Consider the following 24,414-nt stretch of genomic DNA (forward strand, 5'->3'; position numbering starts at 1 on the left):
AGGTCCCGGGCCCACGAGGTGCCGGCCCTCGCCCAGGTACGAGGTCCCCGCCCACGAGGTGCCGCGCCCCGCCCCGCCTCATACGCTCGGTCCATGCCCCGCCGCCACCTCCACGTGACCGGCGCAGCCGAGGCTCCGCTGCGGGCCGCCCTGCGCGCACTCCGTACCGAGCTCGGGATCCCCGAGGGCTTCCCGCCCGCCGTCCTCGCCGAGGCCGAGGCGGCCGCGAAGAACCCCCGCCTCCCCTCCCACGACGCCACCGACATCCCCTTCTTCACGATCGACCCGCCCACCTCCACCGACCTCGACCAGGCCATGCACCTGGCCCGCCGCGCCGACGGCGGCTACCGCGTGCACTACGCCATCGCCGACGTCGCCGCCTTCGTCACCCCCGGCGGCGCGATCGACGCCGAGGCCCACCGGCGCGTCCTCACCCTCTACTTCCCCGACGGGAAGGTCCCCCTCCACCCGCCCGTCCTCTCCGAGGGCGCCGCCAGCCTGCTCCCCGGCGAACCCCGCCCCGCCCTGCTCTGGCGCGTCGACCTCGACGCCGAGGGCCGGAGGGTCGCCACCGACGTCCGCCGCGCCCTCGTCCGCAGCCGCGCCAAACTCGACTACGAGGGCGTGCAGCGGCGCATCGACGACGGCACGGCCGAGGAACCCCTCGCCCTCCTCCGGGACATCGGCCGGCTCCGCGAGGCCCTCGAAGCCGAACGCGGCGGCATCTCCCTCCACGTCCCCGAGCAGGAGATCGTCGAACGGGACCACACGTACACCCTCGAATACCGGGCCCCGCTCCCCGCCGACGGCTGGAACGCGCAGATCTCCCTCCTCACCGGCATGGCCGCCGCCGACCTCATGACGGCCGCCGGCACCGGCATCCTGCGCACCCTCCCCACCGCCCCCGACGGCGCCGTCGCCCGGCTGCGCCGCTCCGCCCAGGCCCTCGGCGTCGACTGGCCGCACCACGTCTCGTACGCCGACGTCGTCCGCTCCGCCGACCCCACGAACCCGCGCCACGCCGCCTTCCTCCAGGAGTGCACCAGCCTGCTGCGCGGCGCCGGGTACACCGTCTTCACCGACGGCCACGTCCCCACCCCGGCCGTGCACGCCGCCGTCGCCGACGAGTACACGCACGCCACCGCGCCGCTGCGCCGCCTCGTCGACCGGTACGCGGGCGAGCTGTGCGTGGCGGCGGTCGCCGGGGACGAGCCGCCCGAGTGGGTACGGGCCGCCCTGCCCGCCCTGCCCGACGAGATGGCCGCCGGCGCCCGGCGCGCCAACACCGTCGAACGCGAGAGCGTCGACATCGTCGAGGCGGCGCTCCTGAAGGAACGGGTCGGCGAGATCTTCGACGCGTACGTCATCGACGTGAAGGAACGCGAGCCGGCCGTCGGCACCGTCCACCTGGAGGACCCGGCGGTCGTCGCCCGGATCGAGGGCGGCGAGGCGAAGCTGCCGCTGGGGGAGTGGCTGCGGGTCAGGCTGTCGGAAGCGGACCCGGGGACGGCGAAGGTCCTGTTCGCACCCGCGTGAGCGCGTCGTACAGGGCCTTCGGCTCATCGGCGTGCAGGCGGATCAGACGCACGGGGCGGGGCGCGCCGAGCAGCCGGGGCGCGTCGACCGGCTCGGTCAGCTCGATCGTGACGGAGGTCTGGGAGCCGACGGCGAGGTTCAGCTCGCCCTCGGCCTTCTCGTGCGAGAAGACGAGCTCGCGCCGGACGGCCGCGATCCGGTCGAGCGGCACCCGTACGTCGACGTGCGCGTGCCGCCGCAGCCTCAGGACGGTCCCGGTGAGGGTGTGCGGGCGGGTCACGGAGGCGGCGTGCAGCCCCAGGACGAACAGCACGGTGTAGACGTCCAGGACGAGGAAGACCGCGTGGAGGACGGGCCACTCGACGAGCAGGAACGACATGCCGACGGTCTCGACCACGGTCACGAACGCGAAGCCGTACATCATCGCCGCCTGGTCCCGCGCGTGCGGGAACACACCGTCCGCGCCCGCCACCCCGTGCGGCCGCCGCGCGACCCACCGCCCCAGACTCGCCATCAGCCGCAGCTCGTGCCCGACGAGACGCAGCACGGGCCCGGGCACCAGCTCGCCCAGGGCCTCCCGGGCGGACAGCCCCCGCCGCCGCAGCCGCACCCAGGCGAAGCCTTCGGCGGCCGGCACCCCCAGGACGAGCAGCTCCCCGGCGAGCAGCGCGCCGCCGGGTACCCGCACCCCGGCCAGCAGGCAGACGAAGAGCACCAGCTCGCCGGGCAGCGCGGCGTACGCGACCCCGCGCAGCAGCCGCGGCAGCGGCCGTCGTGGTGTGGACGTGTCCGTCATGGGCCCAGCCCCCCCTGTCCCCGAAGCGCGTCCTCCCAGTAGAACCCGTGACGCCGCGCCGGGGTCAAGCGGTCAGGCCGGGGGGCGTACCCGATCATGTGCCACGATCGGGGGAACGACCCCGATCACAGGGACGGCGGGTGCCTCGATGTCCGACGATCACGACATGACTGCCGTGCCGCACGCACCACTCACGCAGGCCGACGGCCTGTTGGAGGGCTTCCTGGCGCTGGAGACGCCGGAGGGCTTCCGGGCGGAGCTGATCGAAGGGGAGATCGTCGTGACGCCGCCGCCGGACGGGGACCACGAGGACTACATCGGATTGATCGTCGGGCAGGTGTACCGGCGGTCGCGGACCGAGATGCAGTTCTCCGGGAACAAGGGGTTGACCCTGAAGGAGGCCCCTGGGGCCCCGAGGGACCACGTCATCCCGGACGGAACCTTCGCCCCGGAAGCACGGCGCCTGTTCCGCGGGGCCGACTCCTGGATGCCTTGCGAGGGCGTCGCCATGGTCCTCGAAGTCACCTCGCGCCGTGCGAACGTGGACCGTGACGTCAAACGCCGCTGCTACGCACGCGGCGCCATTCCGCTCTACCTGCTCGTGGATCGGGACACGTCCACGGTGACGCTCTTCAGCGATCCGGAGGACGGCGAGTACCTCCGACGGGACCTCGCCCCCTTCGGCAAGTCCCTCCCCCTCCCCGCCCCCTTCGGCTTCGACCTGGAGACGGCCGACTTCCTCTGAATCGGCGGGTAGCATGGTCGGCACGGCAGACGAGCCGGGCGGACGGCCGCGTGGAGATCCCAGGATCTTCCCGAGGAACGTCCGGGCTCCACAGAGCAGGGTGGTGGCTAACGGCCACCCGGGGTGACCCGCGGGACAGTGCCACAGAAAACAGACCGCCGGGGACCTCGGTCCTCGGTAAGGGTGAAACGGTGGTGTAAGAGACCACCAGCGCCTGAGGTGACTCAGGCGGCTAGGTAAACCCCACTCGGAGCAAGGTCAAGAGGGGACACCCCGGTGTCCCTGCGCGGATGTTCGAGGGCTGCTCGCCCGAGTCCGCGGGTAGACCGCAGGAGGCCGGCGGCAACGCCGGTCCTAGATGGATGGCCGTCGCCCCGACGACCGCGAGGTCCCGGGGCACAGAACCCGGCGTACAGCCCGACTCGTCTGTCGGCCCACGTGGGAAGGGCCCCGATCAGGTTTCGACCTGGTCGGGGCCCTTCTCGTGCGCGCCGGCGGACGTCAGGGGCGGCGGACCTCGAAGTGGAAGCAGCCGTACTCGACCGCCCGGACGTGCACCAGGGCGACGGCCGGGTCGGCGAAGGCCTCGGCCAGGGCCTGGTCGAAGCCGGCGGCGGGGGGCTCGGGGAGCTCCAGGAGGCGGCCGCCGACGATCCGGCCGGCCGCGTCGTAGCGGCGGAGGGTGCGGAGCGCCCCCGTGCGGGAGAAGGGGTACGTCTCCGAGGGCGCGGGGCCGCCGCAGTCCTCGGCGTGGACGAAGACCGGGCCCTGCTCGTCGTACGCCCCGGGCTCCGCGCCCGTCTCGGCGGCCCAGCGGCGGAGGGGCGCGTACGAGACGAGGGCGATCCGCTCGCCGGGTACGGAGAGCCGCAGGCAGCAGCGGAGGGGGTGGCCGCCGTCGGTGGCGGTGTACGGGACGCAGGGGCGGCCGGCGTCGTCCGTGGCGCGGAGCCCGGCGAGCGCCGTGGGAGGGATGGGGCGGGCCGCGTACGCCGTGGTGGCGGTGTCGGTGGTCATGAGGTCAGGGTGCGCCGGTGGTACTCCGTGGCGCTGGCGCAATTCGGACGCCGTGCTGACCGGACCGATACGTTCCACCCTGGGCGCCGGTGGCGAACACCCAGGTCATACCCTGTGTGCCGCTGAGGCGTCATCAGGGAAGGGGCGGGGTCGAGTGGGCGTGTCGCTGGACAAGGGGCCGGTGCGGGAGGTGCCGTGGTGGCGGCGGCCCGGGTTCGTCGTCTTCTGTCTCGTCCTCATGCCGCCCGCCGGCATGATCCTCGCCTGGCGGACCCGGTGGTCGCCGGGGCGGAAGGTCCTCGCGACCGTGCTGTCCGGCGTCTGGTTCGTCGCCGTGGGCACGAGCGACGGACCGGCGGACAAGCCCGCGGTGGCCGACGGCAAGCCGCGGGTCGCCGCGTTCCCGTCCTTCACCCCGTACACCCCGCCCACCCCCACCCCGCGCCCCGTCGTGCGGCGGGTGGTCGCCGACTACACCGGCCAGAACCTGGAGGCCGCCTCGCAGGCCGCGTACGAGGCGGGGTTCCGCGCGCGCTCGCACGACGCCACCGAGGCCGACAAGATGCAGCTCGTCGACCGCAACTGGAAGGTCTGCTTCCAGGAGCCGGCCGCCGGTGAGACCGCCACGGCTGAGGAAGGACGGCGCATCCGGATCGAGTTCGCCGTCGTCCGGAAGAGCAGCCCCTGTCCGGCGCGGGACGGTGAGGCGGTCGTCTTCCCCAAGGTGCCGAACGTCGTCGGCAAGACCTTCGCGGCCGGCTCCGCGCTGCTCCGGAAGGTGGGCCTGAACGAGATCCGGGGCGCCAGTGTGTACACCGACGTCGACCTGGCGGCCCGTCACGACGACTGGCGGATCTGCTTCCAGGACCCGGAGGCGGGCGAGGACGTCGACGGGCCCGAGTACATGTCCGTACGCCTCTCCCTGGCCCGGCCCGGACTCTCCTGCCCGAGCGAGGACTTCGCCCGGCTGCATCCCGATCCCGACCCGGACCCCGATCGCAACGGTTCCGGTTCCGGTTCCGGTTCCGGCTCCGGTGGCTCCGGCGGCGGCCTCGCCTACTACAAGAACTGCGACGCCGTCCGCGCCGCCGGCAAGGCCCCCATCTACCGCGGCCAGCCCGGCTACCGCTCCGGCCTCGACCGCGACGGCGACGGCAAGGCCTGCGACTGGTCCTGACCGGCCGTCGGAGGGACCTCGCGGCCCGGGCGTACGGGGGGCGGGGTCCCATGGGTGTACGGGTGGGGCATGACCATTCCCGTGGACCAGCTCAGCGACCCGACCGTGCGCGACTTCGTCGCGGCCCTCAACGCCCATGACCGGTCGGCCCTGATGGGGCTCCTCACGCCCGGCGCGACCATGTCCGACGACGGTTCCGACCGCAACCTGCAGGACTGGCTCGACCGGGAGGTGTTCTCCTCGAACGGGCACATGGACGTCGAGTCCGAGGCGGACGGCGGGCTCGCTCTCGTGGCCGACTACCGCAACGACACCTGGGGCGCGATGCGGACCGCGTGGAGGTTCACCGTCGACGGCGGGAAGGTCTCCCGGTTCGAGACCGGGCAGGCCTGAGCCCCGGCCGGGGGCCGGGGCCCGACCCCGGTCTCACCCCCGGCCGATGTACGGCATCGCCGTCGCCATCACCGTCGCGAACTGCACGTTCGCCTCCAGCGGCAGCCCGGCCATGTGCACCACCGTCGCCGCCACGTCCGCCGCGTCCATCACCGGCTCCACCGCCGTCTCGCCGTTGGCCTGGAGGATGCCGGTCTGCATGCGGGCCGTCATCTCCGTCGCCGCGTTGCCGATGTCGATCTGGCCGCAGGCGATCCGGTACGCGCGCCCGTCGAGGGACAGCGACTTCGTCAGGCCCGTCATCGCGTGCTTGGTCGCCGTGTACGCGATCGAGTGCGGGCGCGGCACGTGCGCGGAGATCGAGCCGTTGTTGATGATGCGGCCGCCCCGCGGGTCCTGCTCCTTCATGGTCCGGAAGGCCGCCTGGGCGCACAGGAACGCGCCCGTCAGGTTCACGTCGACGACCGCGCGCCAGGTCGCCGGGTCCAGGTCCTCGACGGGGACGCCGCCGCCCGCGAACGTACCGGCGTTGTTGAAGAGCAGGTCGACGCGGCCCCAGTGGTCCCGTACCGACGCGAAGAGGGCCGTCACCTCCTCCTCGGAGGTCACGTCCGTCGGGACGCACAGGAAGTCGCCGGAGGGGAGGGCCGCGGCCGTCTCCTCCAGGGCCTCGGCCCGTCGGCCGGCGAGGGCCACCGACCAGCCGGCCGCCGCGAGGGCCAGCGCCACGCCCCGGCCGATGCCCGAACCGGCTCCCGTCACCACTGCGATGCTCATGGGCGCGCAGCGTACGCGAGACGTGTGCCCCATGAACTCATCCGTCCGACACGTGGATGTTCTGTACTCGACAAGGGGAAGTCGTCCCGCCCCCCTCGAATGACGGACGGACAGCATCCGTCTGGGGAGGGGAATCATGACCCACGTACAGCAGCATGCCGACGAACTCCGCGCCGCCGCACGCCACTTCGGCCGCCGGCGCTTCCTGACCACCACCGGCGCGGCCGCCGCGCTCGCCTTCGCCACCCAGCTGCCCGCGGCCGGAGCGGCGGCCGCGGCCGAGCTGGACGCCCGGCGCGTCACGGAGGACCCGTTCACCCTCGGGGTCGCCTCGGGCGATCCCCTTCCCGGCTCCGTGCTCCTCTGGACCCGGCTCGCGCCCCGCCCCTTCGAGCCCGACGGCGGACTGCCCGCGAACCGGGTCGCCGTGCGGTGGGAGCTCGCCCGCGACGAGCGGTTCACCCGGATCGTCCGGCGCGGCGTGGTGACCGCGCACCCGGAGTTCCGGCACACCGTCCACGTCGAGGTCGCCCCCCTCGACGCGGGCCACGTGTTCTTCTACCGCTTCCGCGTCGGGGACTGGACCAGCCCGGTGGGGCGGACCCGTACCGCCCCGTCCCCCGCCGCCCGGACCCGCGAGGTCAAGCTCGCCGCCGTCTCCTGCCAGGCGTACCACGACGGCTACTTCACGGCCTACCGCCACCTCGCGGACGAGGACGTCGACGTCGTCTTCCACCTCGGCGACTACCTGTACGAGTACGCCGTCGACGCCACCGGCGGCGCCCGCGCCTACACCGACCGCACGCTCCCGGCCGTCTTCAACCGGGAGACGCTCACCCTGGAGGACTACCGGCTCCGCTACGCGCTCTACAAGACGGACCCCGACCTGCGCGCCGCGCACGCCGCGCACCCCTTCGTCGTCACCTGGGACGACCACGAGACCGAGAACAACTACGCGGGCGACACCTCCGAGGACGGCGTCCCGCCGGAGGAGTTCCTGCTCCGCCGTGCCGCCGCCTACCGCGCCTACTGGGAGCACCAGCCGCTGCGCCGCCCCCAGCTGCCCGAGGGCCCCGACATGAAGCTGTACCGGCGGCTGCGCTTCGGGAAGCTGGCCCAGTTCGACATCCTCGACACCCGCCAGTACCGCTCCGACCAGGCGTACGGGGACGGCTGGCAGGTCCCGGGGCCCCTCCTCGACGACCCGGCGCGCACCCTGACCGGCGCCGCGCAGGAGCGCTGGCTGCTCGACGGCTGGCAGGCCTCCCGGGCCCGCTGGAACGTCCTGCCGCAGCAGGTCGTGTTCAGCGAGCGCCGCGACCGGCCCACCGCCGACTTCACGCTCTCCATGGACGCCTGGGACGGCTACGCGGCCTCCCGGCGGCGGATCCTCGCGGGCGCGCAGGCCGCCGGTGTCGAGAACCTGATGGTGCTCACGGGCGACGTCCACGTCGGCATCGGTCTCGACATCAAGGCCGACTTCCGCGACCCGGCCTCGCGGACGGTCGGCACCGAGATCGTCACCACCTCGATCGCCAGCGGCAGGAACGGCGCCGACCGGCCCTCCAACCACGACCGGATCACCCAGGCCAATCCGCACGTGAAGTTCTACAGCGGCCGCCGCGGATACGTGACGGTCGCCCTCGGCCAGGAGAGCGCCCGCGCCGACTTCCGTACGGTTCCTTACGTGACCCGGCCCGGCGCCCCCGTCGCCACCGCCGCCTCCCTCGTCACGGAGGCGGGTGACCCGGGTCTCAAGCCCGCCTGAGGGCGACGGCCGTCTCCTCGTCCACCGGTGTCGTACGCCTGTGGAATCCCGAACCGGTCCGTGGTGACCACGGACCGGTTCGGCTGAGAACATGGGCGAGGATTCAACGAAACGGAGCAGTCGATGCCGGAGAGCGGCCAGAAAACAACACAAGGGCACATAACCGACAGCCCCGTCGTCACCGCAGCCCGGCGGACGGGGCTCCTCGTCACCCTCGTCCTGGGCGGGCTCACCGCCCTCCCCCCGCTCTCCATGGACATGTACCTCCCGGCGCTCCCGGAGGTCACCGGCGCGCTGCGGGCCCCCGCCGCCACCGTGCAGCTCACCCTCACCGCCTGCCTCGCGGGCATGGCCCTCGGCCAGCTCGTCGTCGGCCCCATGAGCGACAAGTGGGGACGCAGGCGCCCGCTGCTCACCGGCATGGCGGTGTACGTCCTCGCCACCGCCGTCTGCGCCCTCGCGCCCAGCGCCGAACTGCTCATCGGCTTCCGGCTGCTCCAGGGCCTCGCCGGCGCCGCCGGCATCGTCATCGCCCGCGCCGTCGTCCGCGACCTCTACGACGGCGTCGAGATGGCCCGCTTCTTCTCCACCCTGATGCTGATCTCCGGCGTCGCCCCGATCATCGCCCCCCTCATCGGCGGCCAGATCCTGCGCATCACCGACTGGCGGGGCGTCTTCTACGTCCTCACCGTCATCGGCGTCCTGCTCACCCTCGTCGTCTGGCGCTTCCTGCACGAGACCCTGCCCCCCGAACGGCGGCACGAGGGCGGGGTCGGGCAGGCCCTGCGCACCATGCGCGGGCTCCTCGCCGACCGCGTCTTCGCCGGCTACACGCTGACCGGCGGCCTCACCTTCGCCGCCCTCTTCGCGTACATCAGCGCCTCCCCGTTCGTCGTCCAGGAGATCTACGGGGCCTCCCCGCAGACCTTCAGCCTGCTCTTCGGCCTCAACTCGATCGGGCTGGTCGCCGTCGGCCAGATCAACGGCAAGCTCCTCGTCGGCCGCGTCAGCCTCGACAAGGTGCTCGGCTGGGGCCTCGGCATCGTCGTGCTAGCCGGCCTCGCGCTGCTCCTCATGACCTCCGGCGTCTTCGGCGAGACCGGGCTCGCGCCCGTCGCCGCCGGACTCTTCGTCCTGATGTCCGCGATGAGCCTGGTCCTGCCCAACACCAACGCCCAGGCCCTGATGCGCACCCCACACGCCGCCGGATCCGCCTCCGCCCTCCTCGGCACCTCCTCCTTCCTCGTCGGCGCCGTCGCCTCCCCGCTCGTCGGCATCGCGGGCGAGCACACCGCCGTGCCCATGGCCGTCGTCCAGCTCGGCAGCGCCCTCCTCGCCCTCGCCTGCTTCCTGGGCCTCTGCCGCCCCTGGCGCAGGACGGAGCGGACCGGCGCGCCCGCCTAGACTGTCTCGGTGAACGCCTCAGCTCCCTCCGCCGCCTCCCTGCGCGCCGCCCTCGCCGCGCTCCTCGACGGGCTGCCGCCCAACCGGGCGGCGCAGGCCGTCGAGCGGCTGATCGCCAACTACCGGGGCACCACCCCGACGGACGCCCCCGTGCTGCGCGACCGCTCCGACGTCGCCGCGTACGCCGCGTACCGCATGCCGGCGACCTTCGAGGCGGTACGGGCCGCCCTGTACGCCCTCCGGGACGCCGCGCCCGACTGGGCGCCGGGCACCCACACCGACGTCGGCGGCGGCACGGGCGCGGCGAGCTGGGCCGTCGCCGAGGCCTGGGAGGAGGGGCCGCCCCGCACCACCGTCCTGGACTGGGCGGAACCGGCTCTGGCGCTCGGCCGCGAGCTGGCGGCGGGGATCGTGGACGCCGAGTGGCGGCGCGAGCGGATCGGCTCCGCCCTGAGCCTCGCCGACACGGACCTCGTCACCGTCTCGTACGTCCTCAAGGAGCTGACCGAGGCCGACAGGACGGCGCTCGTCACCGAGGCGGCCCGCGCCGCGCAGGCGGTCGTGATCGTCGAGCCCGGCACCCCCGACGGCTACGAGCGGATCATCGCGGCCCGCACCCTGCTGATCGACGCCGGCTTCACCGTCGCCGCGCCCTGCCCGCACAGCGGGGCCTGCCCGATCGTGCCCGGCACGGACTGGTGCCACTTCTCCGCCCGGGTGAGCCGCTCGTCCCTGCACCGGAAGGTGAAGGGCGGGTCGCTGCCGTACGAGGACGAGAAGTACGCGTACGTCGCCGCCGTACGGTTCCCGGCGACCCCGACGACCGGCCGCGTCGTCCGCAGGCCGCAGATCCGCAAGGGGCAGGTCCTGCTCGAACTCTGCGCGCCCGAGGGCCTGGGCCGCGAGACCGTCACCAAGCGGCACGGGCCCCTGTACAAGCAGGCCCGTGACGCGGAGTGGGGCGACTCCTGGCCGCCGGAGGACGAGGGCTAGGGCCGCAGCTCCTGGGTGCAGCACTTCACGCTGCCGCCGCCCTTGAGGAGTTCGCCCAGGTCCATGCCGATCGGCTCGAAGCCGCGGGCGCGGAGAGGCTCGTAGAGGCCCACCGCCGCCTGCGGGAGCAGCACGTTCCGGCCGTCGCTGACCGCGTTGAGCCCGAGGGCAGCCGCGTCCTCGCCGCTCGCGATCAGGGCGTCCGGGAAGAGCCGGGCGAGCACCGCGCGGCTGCCGGGGGAGAAGGCGTCCGGGTAGTACATGACCTCGTCCCGGGCGTCGTCCAGGACGCACAGCGCCGTGTCCAGGTGGTAGTAGCGCGGGTCCACCAGCTCCAGGCCGATCACCGGGCGGCCGAAGAACTCCTGCGCCTCGTCGTGGGAGAGCGGGCTGGAGCGGAAGCCGCGGCCGGCGAGGATCCAGGAGGCGGTGACGGCGAAGTCGCCCTCGCCCTCGTTCACGTGCTCCGGCTCGCGCACGGCGTCGTCCGCCCAACCGTTTCTCCGGAACCAGGACACATGGGCGTCGGCCTCGCGGGCCCGCTCCGGGTGGGCGAACTTCGCGCCGAGGACCCGGCCCTCGACGACCGTCGCGCCGTTCGCCGCGAAGACCATGTCCGGCAGCGCCGGGTCGGGCTCCAGGAGCTCCACGGTGTGGCCGAGCGAGCGGTAGCGGTCGCGCAGGTCCTCCCACTGGGCGAGGGCGAGCGCCAGGTCGACCGGTTTCGTGGGGTCCATCCAGGGGTTGATGGAGTACGTCACCGTGAAGTGCGCGGGTGGGCACATCAGATAACGGCGGGGCGAGGACGTGCGCGGAGTGGGGCGCAATGAAGGCTCCTCACTGGAGAGCGGTGGTGATGGGTGGATTCATGGTCCGCTCTCGGCGGCCTTCGCGCTGTGGACCGTTCGGGTGGTTCGAGCCCGTTCGAGCGGGCGGGATGTGGCGAGACGTCTCGTCTCGTCGACTGTTAGATTGGGGCCATGACCGAGACCAGGCCCCCCAAGGCCGCCCCCGACGCCTCCCGCCGCAGCGAGCGCTCCCGCCGCGCCATCTTCGACGCCGCCCTCGCCCTCGTCTCCGAGGCCGGCTACGCGAAGACCACCATCGAGGGCATCGCCGCCCGCGCCGGTGTCGGCAAGCAGACCATCTACCGCTGGTGGCCCTCCAAGGCGGCCGTCCTCCTCGACGCCTTCCTCGACCTCGCCGCCCGCGCCAACGAGGCAGCTCGGCGGAAAGACGCTCACGGCGGGGAAGGTGCCAGTGAGATCCCCGACACCGGAGACCTCGCCGCCGACCTCAGGCACGTCCTGCGCGCCACCGTCGACGAGCTGAACGACCCCGCCTTCGACGGACCCACCCGCGCCCTCGCCGCCGAGGGGATCGTCGACCCCGAGCTCGGCGCCCGCTTCACCGAGGCCCTGCTCGAACCCCAGCTCCAGTACTACGTCCGCCGCATCGAGGCCGCCCAGGCCAAGGGCGACATCGACCCCGGGACGGATCCCCGCGTCGCCGTCGAACTCCTGGTCGGACCCCTCCACCACCGGTGGATCCACCGCACCCTGCCGCTCACCCACGCCTACGCCGACACCCTCGTCGACCTCGCCCTGCGCGGCCTCGCACCCCGCGACTGAACCCGCGCCCGACCCCGGCTCCCGGCAGCTGTGAGCAACCCCCTTCCGCACTCCGGTCACCCGAAGCCCAGGATGGTGGGACCATGGGCAGAGCCGAACGGGCGAGCACGAGGTGTGAGGGGATAGATGGGCGACGGCATCGGCCGCTACCGCGGCACGGAGAGCAGACTCGCACAGTGGCTGCGCAGGCGCCCCAAACGCACCGCGGCCGACGACGAGAACGACCGCGAGAAGCTGCTCCTGGCCACCGCCGCCGCCGGGCTGCCCCTGGCCCCCGCCGCGTACCCCGTGGGCTACAGCTGTTCCTGTGAGCGGATCGGCTGCCCCACCCCCGCCCGGCACCCCGTCTCCTTCGCCTGGCAGACCCAGTCGACCACCGACCGCGCGCAGATCGAGCGCTGGGCGCGGAACGAGCCCGAGGCGAACTTCATCACCGCCACCGGCATGGTCCACGACGTCCTCGACGTGCCGCTGGCCGCCGGCCGCGCCGCCCTGGAGCGCCTCCTCGCCGAGGGCGTCGAGGTCGGGCCGGTCGCCGAGTCCGCCGACGTCGACACGGTCGGCGGGCGGATGCTCTTCTTCACCGCCACCCGCGGCACCCCCGAGGACGAGGACGAGTGGTGGCCGTGCGAGCTGGACTGCCACCCGGAGACGATGGACGAGCACCCGGGGCTGCGCTGGCACTGCCGCGGCAGCTACGTCCTCGTACCGCCGGCCCGGCTCCCCGGTGACGAGGACGCGCACCCGGTCGTCGCCTGGGTCCGCGGCCCCGAGCACCCGCTGCCGGACCCGCTGAACCTCCTGGAGACCCTCCAGGACGCCTGCGCCCGCCACGTGGCCGAGCGCGAGGCCGACGGGAACGGGGAGCACACGGCCCACGAGATCGCCTGGCCGCTGACGCGCTGAGGCGGTGACGCGCTGAGGCGGTGACGCGCTGACGCGGTGACGGGCCCCAGGAGGGTTACGAGCCCTCCGCGCCCACCACGCCCTGGAGCCGGCTCGCGACCGTGACCCCGTCCCGGTCCGTGCCCGCCGGCTTCACCAGGACCGCCTGGCTGGACACCCACTCCCTGGTGACCGTGTTCCTGATCTCGCCGGTCAGCAGCGCCTTGGTGTCGGGGCCGACCTTCGGCCGGTAGCCCTTCGCCGCCGTCTGCCGCTCGAAGTACCGGGTCGCGAAGAAGACGAGCGCGCCGCCGTCCTTCGTCCGGAGACCGAGCGGCGCGAAGTCCCCCTGGTCCGCGACGCGGTCGATGTACTGGGTGGCCATGCCCGGCCGCTTGGCGGCCTTCTGCCGCTCCGCCCGCCACTGCGTGGTGTGCGTGCCCGGCGCGAACGGCCCCGGCCGCCCGTCCTTCAGGTACGCGACGTACTCCTTGCCGAGGTCCTCGGGCGCGACCGCGAGCGCGTCGGTGTCCGCGGCGACCGGCACCGCGTACCCCTCCTCCTCGGAGAACTCGGGCACGTCGCCCCCGGGGAGGATCGTGAGGTAGGCGACCTCCCACAGCCGCTCCGGCCCGTTGCGCACGAAGACCAGGAGCCAGCGCTGGTCGCCGGCGCCCCGGTTGGAGGCGGTGTCCGCGACGAACCAGCGCGGCCAGCCCGCCTTCCGGGGCAGCACGAACCGCGCGTCGCTCAGCACGAGGGGCTTGTGGTCCGGGTTGCCGCCGGGGGTGTTGATCTGCCGCGCGCGCAGGCCCGACTGGTTGATCTCCCCGAGCGGGCCGGTGACCCGCTCCGAGTCGAGGGCCGGGTCATAGGCCTTGTCGGCCCGGTTGTAGGCGGTCGTGAAGTCGGCGAGGGCCTGCGCCGCCTCGGTCTTCGTCGCCGGCGGCAGCAGCGCCAGCTCGCCGTGCACGGTGACGCAGCCGCTCGCCGTCAGCGTCAGGACGGTCGCCGCCGCCGTCGCCGCGAGGAACCTCGCCGGCCGGCGGTCCCTGGAGGGCGACCACCGCTCAAGCGCTCGCCTCAGCCTCAGCCTTCTCATCGGTCGCCTTCTGCTTCTTCACCCGCACGGACGGACCCGACCCTATCGGGGCGAGGAACAGCGCGAGCGTCGGGATCAGATACAGCGCCCACACCGTGACCTGAAGGACCGTCGGATCCGGCTGGAAGTTGAAGACGCCCTTGAGGAGCGTGCCGTACCAGCTGTCCGGCGGGATCGTCGCCGAGATGTCGAAGGCCTTGTCCGCGAGGCCGCCGAGGAAGTTCGCCTCCTGGAGGTCGTGCACGCCGTACGCGAGCACGCCCGCCGCCACCACGACCAGCATCCCGCCGGTCCAGGTGAAGAACTTCGCCAGGTTGATCTTCAGCGCGCCCCGGTAGAACAGCCAGCCGAGGAGGACGGCCGTGAGCAGGCCCAGGACGACGCCGATCAGCGGCGCGTACGAGCCGTCCGAGGAGGCCCGGACCGACGCCCACACGAAGAGCGCCGTCTCCAGGCCCTCGCGGCCCACCGCCAGGAAGGCGGTGGCGACCAGCGCGCCCGTGCCCATCTGCAGGGCCGCGTCCAGCTTGCCGTGCAGCTCCGTCTTGAGGTGCCGCGCCGTCCGCCGCATCCAGAAGACCATCCAGGTCACCAGGCCCACGGCGAGGACCGACAGCGAGCCGCCGAGCGCCTCCTGCGCCTCGAAGGTCAGCTCCTGCGAGCCGAACTCCAGGCCCGCGCCGAAGGCGAGGGCCACGCCGACGGCCACGCCGATGCCGATCCAGATCGGCTTCAGCGCGTCACGGCGCCCGGTCTTCACCAGGTACGCGATGAGGATGCAGACGACCAGACTGGCTTCCAGGCCCTCACGCAGGCCGATCAGATAGTTTCCGAACACGTCGGTTCTCCTCCTCGGTCACGCGAACAGCGCCCGGCCCCACCAGTCGTCCTTGCCGCGGACGCCCGGCGGGACGGCGAACAGCGCCGAACCCACGTGCTGTGTGTACTCGTTGAGCGCGTCGTGCTTGGCCAGCTGGGTCTGCACCGGGATGAAGCCCGTGCGGACGTCCTTCATGTACGCCAGGAAGAACAGGCCCGCGTCGAGCCGGCCGAGGCCGTCCGTGCCGTCCGTGAACGAGTAGCCGCGGCGCAGGATCGTCGCCCCGTTGTTGCTGTCCGGGTGCGCGAGCCGGACGTGCGAGTCCGGCTTCATGGCCTTCAGGAACGGCTCGTCGTGCTCCTTGGCCTTGCCGACCGGGGCGCCTTCCTTCTTGTCCCGGCCGAAGATGTCCTCCTGCTCGGAGAGCGGGGTGCGGTCCCAGGTCTCGACGTTCATGCGGATGCGGCGGGCGACCAGGTACGAGCCGCCGTCCATCCAGGCCGAGGCGCCCTCGGCGTCCTTGCCGGAGACCCACACGTGCTTCGCGAGCCGCTCGGTCTCGGTGCCCGCGATGTTCCGCGTGCCGTCCTTGAAGCCGAACAGGTTGCGCGGGGTCTGGGCGTCCGGGGTCGTCGAGGACGTCTTGCCGAAGCCGAGCTGCGACCAGCGCACCGCGACCTTGCCGAAGCCGATCCGGGCGAGGTTGCGGATGGCGTGCACGGCGACCTGCGGGTCGTCGGCGCAGGCCTGCACGCAGATGTCGCCGCCGCTGCGCGCCGGGTCCAGGTTGTCGCCCGGGAACTTGGGCAGGTCCACCAGGGCCCCGGGCCGCTTGTCCTTCAGCCCGAAGCGCCCGTCGAAGAGCGAGGGGCCGAAGCCGATCGTGAGGGTGAGCCGGGAGGGCTTGAGGCCGAGGGCCTCGCCCGTGTCGTCCGGCGGGGCCTCCGGCAGGCCGCCGTAGGCGCCGTCGCCGACCTCGGCGCCGGCCGTCATCCGCTCGGCGGCCCGCGTCCACTCCTTGAGGAGCTGGATCAGCTCGTCGCGGTCGGTGGTCTTCACGTCGAAGGACGCGAAGTGCAGCCGGTCCTGCACGGCGGTCGCGATGCCGGCCTGGTGCGCGCCGTGGAAGGGCACGGCGCCGCCGGTGTCGGCGACCGGGGCGGTGTGGTCGCCGTCGCGGGTCAGCGCGACGGCGCCGCCGGCCGCGGCGGCACCGAGCGCGAGCCCGGCTCCGCCCCAGCCGATGACCTTGCGGCGGGAGGGCGCGGCGGCGGCCTGCTCCGTGGTGGTGGTCTCGTCGGTCATGGTGGCTCCCCCTGTTACTTCACGACCGCGGCGGCGAGCTTGGAGAGCGGCTCGGCCAGGGCGTTGACGCCGTCGGACAGTTCCTTGCGCTCGGGCTTGCCGACCTTCTCGTACGAGGTGAAGACGTAGCTCGCCTTGTCCGTGCGGTACTTGTCGAGCAGCGTGTTCAGCGCGGCGAACTGCTTGTCGAGTTCGGCGACGAGCTTCGGGTCGTTCTTCGAGGCGACCGGCTTGAGCAGCTCGAAGGACTTCTGCGCGCCCTCGACGTTCGCCTTGAAGTCGACGAGGTCGGTGTGCGAGTAGCGCTCCTCCTCGCCGGTGACCTTGCCGGTGGCGACCTCGTCCAGGAGCTCCTTGGCGCCGTTGGCCATGGAGGTCGGGGTGATCTCGGCCTTGCCGACCCGCTTCTGCCAGTCCGCGAGGTCCTTGTCGAGGAGGTCGGCGAGCTGCTTCTCGCGGTCGCCGATCTTCTTGTCCTGCCAGAGCGCCTTCTCCAGGCGGTGCCAGCCGGTCCAGTCCTTCGCCGGGTCCTGGCCGTCCTCCAGGCCGTCCTCGCGGACGTCGACCTTGGGGTCGATGTCGCCGAAGGACTCGGCGACCGGCTCGGTGCGCTCCCAGCCGATGCGGGACTCGGCGTAGGCCTTCTTCGCGGCCTCGATGTTCCCGGCGCGGACGGCGTCGGTGAAGACCTTCACCTTGGGGAGGGTCGCGTCGGCCTGCGCCTGGACGTACTGGCGGTAGGCGGCGACGGCGGCGTCCATCTCGGGGGAGCGCTTGGCGGCGGCCTTGCCGCCGGTGGCCTTGACGGCCTGGCGGATGCCGTCGCCCTTCATGCCGGGCTTGCAGGCGATGAAGTAGTCGCCGGACTTGAACTCGGCGGTGATGGTGGCCTTGGTGCCGGGGCCGATGTTCTCGCGTTCGGTGACGATGCGGTCGTCCGGGAAGAGGACGTACACCTCGGTGATCTTGGAGCCGCGGTTCTCGACGGCCAGCTTCACGTGCCCGGCCGGGAACTCCTTCTTCGAGACCTCGCAGGAGTCGTCCTTGGCGACGACGGTGATCGCGTCGTCGCTCGCCTTGGAGTCGCTTTTCTCGGCGCAGCCCGTGACGGCGGTCAGAGCAGCCGCTGTCGCGGCGGCGGTGACGACGGAGAGGCGTACGGCTCGCATGAGGACTCCAGGAACGCGGGGCGACGGACTGAGGCGGACCTAACTTAACCGAGGCTTACCTCAGCAATACCCGCACGTGCAGTGATTCAGCTCTCAGGCGGGGCCTATCGGATACGGCGAGGTCACGGATTCATCACGGAGATCTCGCGGCTAGGTCAAGGGGGAGTCAAGCGGGGTGGATTGTCCCGATTCTCGTTACGCGCCGGTACGGGGCGGGGAAAGCGCGGTACGGCCCTGCCGACGTGCGGCGGGTGGTTGAATTCCGCCATGAACACGACCGCCACTGACATCGACGTCCTCCGGGTCTTCTGTGCGGGCGACGGCCGGCACGGCAACCGTCTCGGAGTCGTACGGGACGCCCGTACCCACCCCGACGAGTCGTCACGGCAGGCGCTGGCCAAGGAGCTCGGTTTCAGCGAGACGGTGTTCGTGGACGACCCGGAGCGCGGGATCGTCGACATCTACACGCCCGGCCTGCGGCTGCCGTTCGCCGGCCATCCGCTCGTCGGCGCCGCCTGGCTGCTCGACCTGGAGGTCGTCCAGCCGCCCGCCGGCGAGGTCTGGGTGCGCGGCGACGGCGAGTTCACCTGGATCGAGGCGCGCGCCGAGTGGGCGCCGCCCCGGACCCTGCGTCAGTACGGCTCCGTCGCCGAGGTGGAGGCCCTGGAGGTGCCCGAGCCGGGCGAGTGGATCTACGCCTGGGCCTGGGAGGAGGAGGCCGCGGGCCGGATCAGGGCGCGGGCCTTCCCGGGCCGCGGCGACGGCATCGACGAGGACGAGGCGACCGGCGCGGCGGCGCTGCTCCTCACCGCGCAGCTGGGACGGGCCCTGAACATCACGCAGGGCCGGGGCTCGCAGCTGCTCACCGCCCCCGGCCCCGACGGCATCGTGGAACTGGGCGGCCGGGTCCGCCTGGAGGGAACGCTCGCGCTCTAGGGGGCCTAGGCGCGCCGAAGGGCCTTCGCGTCGAGGGGTCCTCGGCGCGCCGGGGTGCCCCCACGCGCCGGAGGTTCCTCACGCGCTCAGCGGGTACTCCCCGCCCAGCTCGCGGAAGACCGCGGTGTTGAAGTCGAAGGCGCGCCGGCACTCGTCGACGATCCGCTGCTTCTCCAGGTCGTCGGCGGCCACGCCGTCGAGCAGCTCCCGGTACCCCCGCTTGAACGCCGCCGGGTTGGGGATCTCGTCGAAGACGTAGAAGCGGACCCCGTCGCCCTTGCGGTCGAAGCCCCAGGTCCGCTCCGCCCGGTCGCGGATGATCTGACCGCCCGACAGGTCGCCCAGGTAGCGCGTGTAGTGGTGGGCCACATAGCCGGCGGGCCACTCTCGGGCGCACTCGGCGACCCGCTCGGCGTACGCGGCGGTGGCGGGCAGCGGGGAGACGTCGGCGCGCCAGTCGGGGCCGCGCAGATGGGCGAGGTCCTGCTCCAGGGCGGCCGTGCGGAACAGCTCGGGCTGTATGAAGGGCCCGGCGACCGGGTCCTCGCGCAGTGCCTCCGCACCCTCCTCCAGGGCCCGGTACACGAACCAGAGCTGCTCGGTGTAGCGGGCGTACGCGTCGACGGCCAGCCTCCCGCCGAGGAGGTCGCCCATGAAGGACGACGTCTCCGCCTCCGTGTGCTGCTCGTGCGAAGCCGTACGGATCAACGTGGAGAAGGGCGTGTCCAAGGCGTGCCTCCGAGACCGATGGGCGGGAACCAGTGACGATCCTGCCTACTTAGGCTTACCTAAGTTTCACCTGGTTCCCGACGTCCTGTCGGTAAAAACGCTACCCGTTCGAGAGGTCAGGGCAACGTGAGGATTTCGGCCCCGTTCTCGGTCACCACGAGGGTGTGCTCGAACTGCGCCGTCCGCTTCCGGTCCTTGGTCACCACGGTCCAGCCGTCGTCCCACATGTCGTAGTCGTGGGTGCCGAGCGTCAGCATCGGCTCGATCGTGAAGGTCATGCCGGTCTTGATCTCGGTGGTGTGGTGGGGCGAGTCGTAGTGCGGCACGATCAGGCCGGAGTGGAACGACGAGTTGATGCCGTGCCCGGTGAAGTCGCGCACGACCCCGTAGCCGAAGCGCTTGGCGTACGACTCGATGACCCGCCCGATGATGTTGATCTGGCGGCCCGGCTTGACCGCCTTGATCGCCCGGTTCAGGGACTCCCGGGTGCGCTCCACGAGCAGCCGCGACTCCTCGTCGACGTCGCCGCAGAGGTACGTGGCGTTGTTGTCGCCGTGGACGCCGTTGATGTACGCGGTGACGTCCAGGTTCACGATGTCGCCGTCCCGCAGGACGGTGGAGTCCGGGATCCCGTGGCAGATGACCTCGTTGATCGAGGCGCACAGCGACTTCGGGAAGCCGCGGTAGCCCAGCGTGGACGGGTAGGCGCCGTGGTCGCACATGTACTCGTGCGCGACCCGGTCGAGCTCGTCGGTGGTGACGCCCGGGGCGATGTGCTTGGCGGCCTCCTCCATCGCCCGGGCGGCGATGCGGCCGGCGATCCGCATCCGCTCGATGGTGTCGGAATCCTGCACCTCGGGCCCGGTGTACGGGGTCGGGGCGGGCTTCCCGACGTACTCGGGGCGGCGGATGGAGCCCGGAACGGAACGATGGGGGGAGAGCTCCCCCGGTACGAGAAGCGACTGGCCAGACATGCCAGCGAGTCTAACGACCGGGTCTGGGGCAGCATGGTCCCGAAGGAAGGAGCCGAGGACGATGCCGCTGTTCAAGAAGAGCGCCACGGGCAAACCGGGCGAGTGGTACTACTGCCTGGAGCACAAGAAGGTCGAGGAGGGCCCCGAGTGCCCGGCGAAGAACCGCTTCGGCCCGTACGCCAGCCGTGAGGAGGCCTCCCACGCCATGGAGACCGCCCGCGAGCGGAACCTGGAGTGGGAGACCGACCCCCGCTGGCACGACGCCGCCGGGAAGGACCGGACGGACGACGAGTAGCGCCCCCGCGGGAGCGGCCGGGACCCGTCAGACGGTCCCGGCCGCCTCCGTCCGGGCGCCGTCCACGGCCTCCTGCTGGGCCTTGCGGCGCAGCGAGTCCTCGTCCGTCGCGGAGTCGTACGAGAGCAGCTTCGGCAGCGCCAGGCTGAGCAGTCCCACCGAGGCCACGCACGCCACGCCGCCCGTCCAGACAGCCGCCGGGGTGCCGGTCCAGCCGGCCATCGCGCCCGCCCGGACCTGGCCCAGCTGCGGGCCCACGCTGTAGGAGAGCACCTCGATGCCGGCGAGCCGGCCGCGCAGCTCCTCCGGGATCGTCTGGTTCCAGATCGTGGCGCGGCCGAGCCCGCTCAGCATGTCGCCCGCGCCCGCGAGGGCCAGGCACACCAGCACCGCCCACACGTTCCCGAACCAGCCGGCCGCCGCGATCGCCAGACCCCAGCCGGCCGCGCCGCCGGCCACGAGCAGCCCGTGCCGCCGCACCCTCGACGTCCAGCCGCTCGTCAGGCCGAGGACCAGCGAGCCGACCGAGCCCGCCGCGTACATCAGACCGAGCGACCACTCCGCGTCCAGCTCGTCCGCGAGGAACGGGAAGATCGTGTTCGGGAACGCGAAGAACATCGCCGCCAGGTCGACCGCGTACGTGCCGAGCAGCACCGGCCGCGACCAGGCGTAGCGCGCGCCCTCCGCGATGCCCCGCAGCGAGGGCCTCTCCGCGTCGTGCGCGGCCGGCGCGGGGGAGAGCCGGCGGCACATCAGGACCGAGACCGCGAAACAGGCGACCGTCAGCCCGTACGCGGGCGCGTGACCCGCGTACGCCACCACCAGGCCGCCGACCGCCGGGCCCGCGATCGCGCCGGTCTGCCAGCGCAGCGAGTTCAGCGCGGCCGCCGCCGTCTGCTGGTCGTGCGGCACGATCCGGGCCAGCAGCGAGTCGAGCGCCGGCCGCTGGAGCCCCGCGAGCGCCGACACCCCGGCCGCCACCACGTACAGCGGCCAGAGCATCGGATCCGGCAGCAGCGCGTTCACCAGCAGGAGCAGGGCGAGCAGCCCGAGGCCCGCCTCCGTCCAGACGATCACCTTCCGCCGGTCGACCGCGTCCGCGAGCGCCCCGCCGTACAGGCCGAACACCACCAGCGGCACCAGCTCGACCGCGCCCATCGCACCGACCGCGAACGGCGAGTCCGTCAGATCCTTGATCTGCAGCGGCAGGGCGATCATCGCCATCGCGCTGCCGAAGTACGTGACGAGCCCCTGTACCCACAGGAGCCGGAAGTCGGGGGACGAACGCCACGGCGTCAGATCGGGCAGCAGGGCGGTGAGCTTGGCAGACACGAAGAGCCATGCTCCGGCCGCCGGATGCAGGGGGCAACCGAATTACGGGACGGTACGGGGAGAGGCCTACCAGCGGGCCGGCGGCGGGGCCGTCAGCCGGTCCGCGAGCCCCGAGAGCCGGTCCCGGAAACGGCGCCCGCCCCGCGGGGACGGCAGGCTGTTCTCCCCGGCCGCCGCGCTCACCAGGTGCTGCACGGTGTCCAGGTCCACCTCGGCCCCCGCCGCCACGGTGAGCCTCTCGTGCGCGAGCCCCAGGACCTCCTCGCCGCCGCCGTCGAGGGACAACACGGTCGCCCCCGCCCGGCGGGCGTCGTGCACCCGCTGGAGGACCCCCGCGTCCGGCCGCTCCGGCGCCACCATCAGCAGCGTCGCCCCGCGCCCCGCCGCCTCCAGACGCCCCAGGCCCACCGCCAGATGCGCCGGGGCGCCCGGCCGCACCCGGTGCCGGACCAGCGTCGGCGCCAGCTCCGGCAGCCCCGACCAGGCGGACTCGTCGACCAGGTGCGCCGCCAGGTGCCACGGCTCGTACTCCTCCGTGCCCACCAGGAGCAGTCCGCCCCGGTGCGGCACGACCGACGACCGGAGCGCGCCCGCGAACCGGCGGGCCGCCGCCGGCCACTCCGTCCCGGCGAGCACTTCCCGCAGCAACGCGACCCGTACGGCATCCATGCGCCCGCATCCTGCCCCAGCCGGGCCCCGCGCGAGGCCGGGTCGCGGCAGTTCCACCCGTACGAGAACCCGTACGAGAACCCGTACGAGAACCCGTACGAGAACCCGTACGAGAACCCGCACGAGAGAGGCCCGACGGACCCGACCGGTCGGTAATGTCGGGGCCATGACTACGACTGACAGCAAGCCCGCCCCGAAGGACCCGTGGGACCTCCCCGACGTCTCCGGTCTCGTCGTCGGCGTCCTCGGCGGCACCGGCGACCAGGGCCGCGGCCTCGCCTACCGGCTCGCCAAGGCCGGCCAGAAGGTGATCATCGGCTCCCGCGCCGCCGAGCGCGCGCAGGGCGTCGCCGCGGAGATCGGCCACGGCGTCGAGGGCGCCGACAACGCCGAGACCGCCCGTCGCAGCGACGTCGTCATCGTCGCCGTGCCGTGGGACGGCCACGCCAAGACCCTGGAGTCGCTGCGCGAGGAGCTCCGCGGCAAGCTCGTCGTGGACTGCGTCAACCCGCTCGGCTTCGACAAGAAGGGCGCCTACGCCCTCAAGCCCGAGGAGGGCTCCGCCGCCGAGCAGGCCGCCGCGCTCCTCCCGGACTCCCGGGTCGCCGCGGCCTTCCACCACCTCTCCGCGGTCCTCCTCAAGGACACCTCCGTCGAGGAGATCGACACCGACGTCATGGTCCTCGGCGAGGAGCGCGCCGACGTCGAGATCGTCCAGGCCCTCGCCGGCCGCATCGCCGGCATGCGCGGCGTCTTCGCCGGCCGGCTGCGCAACGCCCACCAGGTCGAGTCGCTCGTCGCGAACCTGATCTCGGTGAACCGCCGCTACAAGGCGCACGCGGGGCTCCGGGTCACGGACATCTGAGCCGGTCCCGTCGCGGATCGGGGCATGGGGGACACTGGACGGGCACGAAACGCCGCATCCGGACAGGAGCCGACCCCATGCCCCGCCTCGCCCTCTACGCCCTCGTGGTCTGCGCCCTGGCCGTCGCCGCGGCCGTCGTCTCCTTCGTCCAGGGCAGCTTCCTCGGCGTCGTCTGGGTCCTCCTCGCCGGCCTGTCCTCGAACATGGCCTGGTACTACGTCCGGCGCGCGAAGGCCGAGAAGGCCGCCGCGGAGGCCTAGACCCGGCAGGACTCGGGCGGCGCCCCCTCCCAGACCCGGAACAGCTGCGAGCCGCAGTACCGGCTGGCCTCGGGCACCCCGAGGCCGCGCATCAGGGCGTCGATCGCGTCGAAGAAGGCGTTGTTGATCTGCGGGACGAACAGCAGCGCGATCACGATGAAGAAGCCGTACGGCGCGTACGGCTCGATCTGCCGCTTCACCTTGTACGACAGCCAGGGCTCCACGACCCCGTAGCCGTCGAGCCCCGGCACCGGCAGGAAGTTCAGGAGCGCGGCCGTCACCTGGAGGAACGCCAGGAACGCCAGCGCGTACCGGAAGGCGGGCGGCACGCCGTCGAGCGCGTCCAGCCAGAACGGCGCCGTGCAGACGATCGCGAACAGCACGTTCGCCAGGGGGCCCGCCGCCGAGATCAGGCTGTGCTTCCAGCGGCCCTTGATCCGCCCCTGCTCGATGAAGACCGCCCCGCCCGGCAGACCGATCCCGCCCATGATCACGAACAGCACCGGCAGGACGACGCTCAGCACGGCGTGCGTGTACGCGAGCGGGTTCAGCGTCAGGTAACCCTTGGCGCCCACGGTGATGTCGCCGCCGTGCAGGGCGGTCCTGGCGTGCGCGTACTCGTGCAGACAGAGCGACACGACCCAGGCCGAGGTCACGAACAGGAACACCGCGAGCCCGGGCGAGGCGGCGAAGTCCGTCCACACCGCCCAGCCGGTCACGGCCATGACGGCGAGGATCGCCAGGAAGACGGGACTGACCCGCCGTTCATGGCGCCGAGCGGCGGCCGTGGTCATCACGAGGGCTCCCAGGGGTACGGAGGGGCAGGTGCCGGGGAA

At 72.7% G+C, this 24,414-nt stretch carries 26 protein-coding genes and 1 other RNA gene; 14 read left to right on the forward strand and 13 right to left on the reverse strand.

The window, feature by feature from the left end; all coding sequences use genetic code 11:
* The first annotated feature begins 93 nt into the window (after positions 1-93).
* Positions 94-1,536: an RNB domain-containing ribonuclease gene (locus tag GGE06_RS03530; RefSeq protein ID WP_184930000.1), complete on the forward strand. Its 1,443-nt coding sequence runs from the start codon at positions 94-96 to the stop codon at positions 1,534-1,536.
* On the opposite strand, the gene GGE06_RS03535 is transcribed toward GGE06_RS03530, so the two are convergent.
* Positions 1,481-2,332 carry a hypothetical protein gene (locus tag GGE06_RS03535; protein ID WP_184930001.1) on the reverse strand — a complete coding sequence of 284 codons (852 nt, stop codon included), beginning with the start codon at positions 2,330-2,332 and terminating at the stop codon, positions 1,481-1,483. The two genes, GGE06_RS03530 and GGE06_RS03535, sit on opposite strands and share 56 nt — an antisense overlap.
* Before the next feature lie 166 nt (positions 2,333-2,498).
* Here GGE06_RS03535 and GGE06_RS03540 point away from each other — a divergent pair, with 166 nt between their 5' ends.
* Positions 2,499-3,077 (forward strand): Uma2 family endonuclease, encoded by a 579-nt coding sequence (locus GGE06_RS03540; RefSeq protein ID WP_116165572.1) that lies wholly within the window; start codon positions 2,499-2,501, stop codon positions 3,075-3,077.
* Between the two features lie 30 nt (positions 3,078-3,107).
* Positions 3,108-3,506: RNase P RNA component class A (gene rnpB, locus GGE06_RS03545), an RNA gene on the forward strand.
* A 72-nt stretch (positions 3,507-3,578) separates the two neighbouring features.
* On the opposite strand, the gene GGE06_RS03550 is transcribed toward rnpB, so the two are convergent.
* Complete coding sequence (locus GGE06_RS03550; protein WP_184930002.1) at positions 3,579-4,094, reverse strand: DUF1203 domain-containing protein; 516 nt, start codon at positions 4,092-4,094, stop codon at positions 3,579-3,581.
* A gap of 154 nt (positions 4,095-4,248) precedes the next feature.
* On the opposite strand from GGE06_RS03550, the gene GGE06_RS42220 reads away from it, so the two are divergent.
* Positions 4,249-5,271, forward strand: coding sequence for an excalibur calcium-binding domain-containing protein (locus GGE06_RS42220; RefSeq protein ID WP_312883021.1), 1,023 nt, complete (start codon positions 4,249-4,251; stop codon positions 5,269-5,271).
* A 69-nt stretch (positions 5,272-5,340) separates the two neighbouring features.
* A complete protein-coding gene (locus GGE06_RS03560; protein WP_116161296.1) occupies positions 5,341-5,664 on the forward strand; it encodes a nuclear transport factor 2-like protein in 324 nt (107 codons plus the stop codon).
* 33 nt (positions 5,665-5,697) lie between these two features.
* On the opposite strand, the gene GGE06_RS03565 is transcribed toward GGE06_RS03560, so the two are convergent.
* Positions 5,698-6,474, reverse strand: a complete 777-nt coding sequence (locus GGE06_RS03565) for an SDR family oxidoreductase (RefSeq protein WP_116161297.1) — start codon at positions 6,472-6,474, stop codon at positions 5,698-5,700.
* 103 nt (positions 6,475-6,577) lie between these two features.
* Between GGE06_RS03565 and GGE06_RS03570 the strand changes: the two genes are divergently transcribed.
* The 3 genes from GGE06_RS03570 to GGE06_RS03580 all read left to right on the forward strand — a co-directional run bounded on the left by GGE06_RS03570 (position 6,578) and on the right by GGE06_RS03580 (position 10,606).
* Positions 6,578-8,209, forward strand: a complete 1,632-nt coding sequence (locus GGE06_RS03570) for an alkaline phosphatase D family protein (protein WP_184930003.1) — start codon at positions 6,578-6,580, stop codon at positions 8,207-8,209.
* A gap of 123 nt (positions 8,210-8,332) precedes the next feature.
* Positions 8,333-9,613, forward strand: coding sequence for a Bcr/CflA family multidrug efflux MFS transporter (locus GGE06_RS03575; RefSeq protein WP_116161299.1), 1,281 nt, complete (start codon positions 8,333-8,335; stop codon positions 9,611-9,613).
* Between the two features lie 9 nt (positions 9,614-9,622).
* Entirely contained in the window at positions 9,623-10,606 is a 984-nt protein-coding gene (locus GGE06_RS03580) for a small ribosomal subunit Rsm22 family protein (RefSeq protein WP_116161300.1), read from the forward strand.
* Here the strand turns inward: GGE06_RS03580 and ddaH are convergent.
* Entirely contained in the window at positions 10,603-11,433 is an 831-nt protein-coding gene (gene ddaH, locus GGE06_RS03585) for a dimethylargininase (RefSeq protein ID WP_352024795.1), read from the reverse strand. The two genes, GGE06_RS03580 and ddaH, sit on opposite strands and share 4 nt — an antisense overlap.
* Before the next feature lie 153 nt (positions 11,434-11,586).
* Between ddaH and GGE06_RS03590 the strand changes: the two genes are divergently transcribed.
* Both GGE06_RS03590 and GGE06_RS03595 read left to right on the forward strand, forming a co-directional pair.
* Complete coding sequence (locus GGE06_RS03590) at positions 11,587-12,237, forward strand: TetR/AcrR family transcriptional regulator (RefSeq protein WP_116161302.1); 651 nt, start codon at positions 11,587-11,589, stop codon at positions 12,235-12,237.
* A 126-nt stretch (positions 12,238-12,363) separates the two neighbouring features.
* Complete coding sequence (locus GGE06_RS03595; RefSeq protein ID WP_116161303.1) at positions 12,364-13,143, forward strand: bifunctional DNA primase/polymerase; 780 nt, start codon at positions 12,364-12,366, stop codon at positions 13,141-13,143.
* A 55-nt stretch (positions 13,144-13,198) separates the two neighbouring features.
* Here GGE06_RS03595 and GGE06_RS03600 read toward each other — a convergent pair whose 3' ends face one another.
* From GGE06_RS03600 to efeO, 4 genes are read right to left on the reverse strand one after another with little or no spacing between them, the layout of a single operon-like run.
* Complete coding sequence (locus GGE06_RS03600) at positions 13,199-14,224, reverse strand: SCO2278 family lipoprotein (RefSeq protein WP_181924647.1); 1,026 nt, start codon at positions 14,222-14,224, stop codon at positions 13,199-13,201.
* Positions 14,193-15,062: an iron uptake transporter permease EfeU gene (gene efeU / locus GGE06_RS03605; RefSeq protein ID WP_116161304.1), complete on the reverse strand. Its 870-nt coding sequence runs from the start codon at positions 15,060-15,062 to the stop codon at positions 14,193-14,195. Before efeU ends, GGE06_RS03600 begins: the two co-directional genes overlap by 32 nt.
* Positions 15,063-15,080: 18 nt before the next feature.
* On the reverse strand, positions 15,081-16,349 hold the full coding sequence (gene efeB / locus GGE06_RS03610) for an iron uptake transporter deferrochelatase/peroxidase subunit (RefSeq protein ID WP_184930004.1): 1,269 nt from the start codon (positions 16,347-16,349) through the stop codon (positions 15,081-15,083).
* A gap of 14 nt (positions 16,350-16,363) precedes the next feature.
* Positions 16,364-17,518 carry an iron uptake system protein EfeO gene (efeO, locus tag GGE06_RS03615; protein ID WP_184930005.1) on the reverse strand — a complete coding sequence of 385 codons (1,155 nt, stop codon included), beginning with the start codon at positions 17,516-17,518 and terminating at the stop codon, positions 16,364-16,366.
* Positions 17,519-17,785: 267 nt separating this feature from the next.
* Between efeO and GGE06_RS03620 the strand changes: the two genes are divergently transcribed.
* Entirely contained in the window at positions 17,786-18,454 is a 669-nt protein-coding gene (locus tag GGE06_RS03620) for a PhzF family phenazine biosynthesis protein (protein ID WP_116161307.1), read from the forward strand.
* Positions 18,455-18,532: 78 nt separating this feature from the next.
* Here the strand turns inward: GGE06_RS03620 and GGE06_RS03625 are convergent, their stop codons facing one another.
* The gene (locus tag GGE06_RS03625; RefSeq protein WP_184930006.1) at positions 18,533-19,183 is read right to left on the reverse strand and encodes a biliverdin-producing heme oxygenase; all 651 of its coding nucleotides are present in this window, start codon (positions 19,181-19,183) and stop codon (positions 18,533-18,535) included.
* A 116-nt stretch (positions 19,184-19,299) separates the two neighbouring features.
* Entirely contained in the window at positions 19,300-20,157 is an 858-nt protein-coding gene (gene map / locus GGE06_RS03630) for a type I methionyl aminopeptidase (RefSeq protein WP_184930007.1), read from the reverse strand.
* Between the two features lie 61 nt (positions 20,158-20,218).
* Here map and GGE06_RS03635 point away from each other — a divergent pair, with 61 nt between their 5' ends.
* Positions 20,219-20,452, forward strand: coding sequence for a hypothetical protein (locus tag GGE06_RS03635; protein ID WP_116161310.1), 234 nt, complete (start codon positions 20,219-20,221; stop codon positions 20,450-20,452).
* A gap of 27 nt (positions 20,453-20,479) precedes the next feature.
* Here the strand turns inward: GGE06_RS03635 and GGE06_RS03640 are convergent, their stop codons facing one another.
* Positions 20,480-21,784 (reverse strand): MFS transporter, encoded by a 1,305-nt coding sequence (locus GGE06_RS03640; RefSeq protein WP_184930008.1) that lies wholly within the window; start codon positions 21,782-21,784, stop codon positions 20,480-20,482.
* Between the two features lie 66 nt (positions 21,785-21,850).
* Complete coding sequence (locus GGE06_RS03645) at positions 21,851-22,453, reverse strand: hypothetical protein (protein WP_116161312.1); 603 nt, start codon at positions 22,451-22,453, stop codon at positions 21,851-21,853.
* 166 nt (positions 22,454-22,619) lie between these two features.
* On the opposite strand from GGE06_RS03645, the gene npdG reads away from it, so the two are divergent.
* Together npdG and GGE06_RS03655 are read left to right on the forward strand one after the other, a co-directional pair.
* Positions 22,620-23,318 (forward strand): NADPH-dependent F420 reductase, encoded by a 699-nt coding sequence (gene npdG, locus GGE06_RS03650; protein ID WP_116161313.1) that lies wholly within the window; start codon positions 22,620-22,622, stop codon positions 23,316-23,318.
* A 77-nt stretch (positions 23,319-23,395) separates the two neighbouring features.
* A complete protein-coding gene (locus tag GGE06_RS03655) occupies positions 23,396-23,578 on the forward strand; it encodes a hypothetical protein (RefSeq protein WP_116161314.1) in 183 nt (60 codons plus the stop codon).
* Here GGE06_RS03655 and GGE06_RS03660 read toward each other — a convergent pair.
* Complete coding sequence (locus tag GGE06_RS03660) at positions 23,575-24,372, reverse strand: site-2 protease family protein (RefSeq protein WP_116161315.1); 798 nt, start codon at positions 24,370-24,372, stop codon at positions 23,575-23,577. The genes GGE06_RS03655 and GGE06_RS03660 overlap by 4 nt on opposite strands.
* Positions 24,373-24,414: the final 42 nt, after the last annotated feature.

It is taken from the genome of Streptomyces nymphaeiformis, assembly GCF_014203895.1.
GTDB classification, from domain to species: domain Bacteria; phylum Actinomycetota; class Actinomycetes; order Streptomycetales; family Streptomycetaceae; genus Streptomyces; species Streptomyces nymphaeiformis.